Source organism: Nitrococcus sp., from assembly GCF_059432795.1.
Window position 1 is genome coordinate 1 of sequence record NZ_JBXWZQ010000227.1, and the last position, 2586, is coordinate 2586.

At 64.3% G+C, this 2586-nt stretch carries 4 protein-coding genes; 3 read left to right on the top strand and 1 reads right to left on the bottom strand.

The window, feature by feature from the left end:
- The 3 genes from AC52Q4_RS16160 to serS form a co-directional block, all read left to right on the top strand.
- The coding region (locus AC52Q4_RS16160; protein ID WP_495537828.1) for an AAA family ATPase at positions 1–306 on the top strand (306 nt) is incomplete at its 5' end.
- A complete protein-coding gene (crcB, locus tag AC52Q4_RS16165; protein ID WP_495537829.1) occupies positions 306–680 on the top strand; it encodes a fluoride efflux transporter CrcB in 375 nt (124 codons plus the stop codon). The genes AC52Q4_RS16160 and crcB, both read left to right, overlap by 1 nt.
- A gap of 121 nt (positions 681–801) precedes the next feature.
- Positions 802–2076 (top strand): serine--tRNA ligase, encoded by a 1275-nt coding sequence (serS, locus tag AC52Q4_RS16170; protein ID WP_495537830.1) that lies wholly within the window; start codon positions 802–804, stop codon positions 2074–2076.
- Positions 2077–2357: 281 nt separating this feature from the next.
- Here serS and AC52Q4_RS16175 read toward each other — a convergent pair.
- On the bottom strand, positions 2358–2586 hold a 229-nt coding region (locus AC52Q4_RS16175; RefSeq protein ID WP_495537831.1), incomplete at its 5' end, for a hypothetical protein.

Below are 2586 nucleotides of genomic sequence, written 5' to 3' on the forward strand. Positions count from 1 at the left end.
CCGAAGAGCAATGCCGTGTACGAGGCGTTCAATCGGGCCATGGCCGAGGTCCGTGCGCGCGGCTCGGATGCGGTGCCGGCGCATATCCGCAATGCCCCGACCAGCCTCGCCAAAGCGCAGGGCCACGGGCGTGCGTACCGCTACGATCACGATGAGGCGGGTGGATTCGCCGCAGGACAGACCTATTTCCCCACGGCGCTCGGCGAGCGGGTGTACTACGAACCAGTCAACCGGGGGCTCGAGATCCAGATCGGCGAGAAGCTCAAGCGACTGCGCGGCGGCGCCGATGGGGAGAGCGAGACCTGATGCGCGAAGTGATATTGATCGCTGCGGGCGGGGCTTTGGGTGCCCTGCTGCGTTTCTGGCTCACTGGTGCTGCAGCGACGCTGTTCGGTCGCGACTTCCCCTATGGCACCTTGCTGGTCAATATCCTCGGCTCGCTCGGCATCGGCATGCTCTATGTGTTCCTGTCCGAGCGCGTGGTCGCGGCCGCGGAATGGCGCGCCTTGCTGGTGGTCGGCCTGCTCGGTGCCTTTACGACGTTCTCCACCTTCTCCCTGCAGACCCTCAATCTGCTCGAACTCGGCCTCGTCGGGCGTGCGCTGTGGAATGTCGTGCTCAATGTGGGGCTGTGTCTCGGCGCCTGCTGGCTCGGCTTGAGTGTGATGCGGCAATTGTGATCTCGGCGGTGGCCCGCCGCTGACGGGTATGGGCTCGGGCGGCGGCGCCATCTGACGGCCGCGGCGGCACGCGGTAAACTGCGCCCCCATTGCCTGCCTATTCCCTGCCGAGGTTTTTTACATGCTCGACCCGCAACGCCTGCGTAACGATCCCACGCACGTCGCCGCTGCACTCGGACGCCGTGGTTTTGTCCTCGACATCGCCACCCTGGCGCGTCTGGAATCGGCGCGCAAGACACTGCAAACCGAGACAGAGGCGCTGCAGGCGGAGCGCAATCGGCGCTCCAAAGCGATCGGTGCAGCCAAGCAGCGCGGCGAGGATATCGAGCCCGAGCGCCGCGCGGTGGCCGAACTCGGTGACAAGCTCAAAGCCAACCAGGAGGCGCTCGAAACGATCCAGGGCGAACTCGAGGGTTTCTCGCTGGGCCTGCCCAACCTGCCGCAGGAAGACGTTCCCGATGGCGCGGGGGAAGTGGACAATGTCGAGCTGCGCCGCTGGGGCAGCCCGCGCGAGTTCGATTTCCCCGTCCGCGATCACGTCGAGTTGGGTGAAATGCTGGGCGGTATGGATTTCGATGCCGGGACCAGGATAGCCGCTGCGCGGTTTGCCGTGCTGTCCGGGCAGATTGCGCGGCTGCAGCGTGCACTGACTCAATTCATGCTCGATATCCACACCACGGCGCACGGCTACCGTGAGGTCTACGTTCCCTTTCTGGTCAACGAAAGAACCATGCGCGGTACCGGGCAGCTGCCCAAGTTCAAAGAGGATTTGTTCGAGGTTCCGGTGCAGGGCTTCTTCCTCATCCCGACGGCCGAAGTGCCGGTCACCAACCTCGCTCAGGATGCCATTCTCGACGCTGACGAGTTGCCGGCGCGCTATGTCTGCCACAGCCCGTGTTTTCGCAGTGAAGCGGGTTCCTATGGCAAGGATACGCGCGGCATGATCCGCCAGCACCAGTTCGAAAAGGTCGAACTCGTGCAGCTGGTGCGGCCGGCGGACTCGCCTGCTCTCCTCGAAGCCTTGACCGGGCATGCCGAAGCGATCCTGCAGCAGCTCGAGCTGCCCTACCGCGTGATGGCGCTATGCGCCGCCGACCTCGGCTTCTCCGCGGCCAAGACCTACGATCTGGAAGTCTGGCTGCCAGCGCAGGATTGCTATCGGGAGATCTCGTCGTGCAGTAACTTCGAGGATTTCCAGGCGCGCCGGATCAAGGCGCGCTGGCGTAATCCCGAGACCGGCAAGCCGGAGCTGCTACATACCCTGAACGGTTCCGGGCTTGCCGTCGGGCGGACCCTGGTTGCCGTGCTGGAGAACGGCCAGCAGGCCGATGGCAGTGTCGTGGTGCCCACAGCTCTGCGGCCGTACATGGGCGGTTTGGAGCGGCTGAGACCCTGACCAGAATTAAGGAAGCTCTGAAGAAGTGAGCGAGCATGCCCGGGAGCAAGGCGCGCGTCGGTCGAGAAGCGCAGTTTATACTGGATAAATGAGCATCGCAGAGCGACGTGCAACGCCGCCCGCGGGCGGCGCAGCCACTTATTTCAGAGCTTCCTTAAGGAATCTCCGTAGGTTGTCAAAGGACGCGGCGCAATGCTGGCCGTCCAGCGACGGGCTTCCCGTATGTGCCCCGGGAGGCCTCGACTGGCTCAGAGCCGGTTTGTCGTCAGGCAGGCAAGCCGTCAAACCAGCCACATGAGCAGGGCGACGAAACCTGCCACGGCAGCGATCGGGAGCAGGAAGGCGCGCCAGTCGCCGGACTCCGCGGCCGGGCTGTTCTGGACCCTGTGATTGGCGCGCGGCAGGAGCAGAACGATCATCGCACCCAACAAGATGGGTGAGCCGATTTGCTTCCACATGTCCATGCGCTTCTCCGTGAGTGGCAGGTCCTGAGTGCCTACGGCCCTGCAG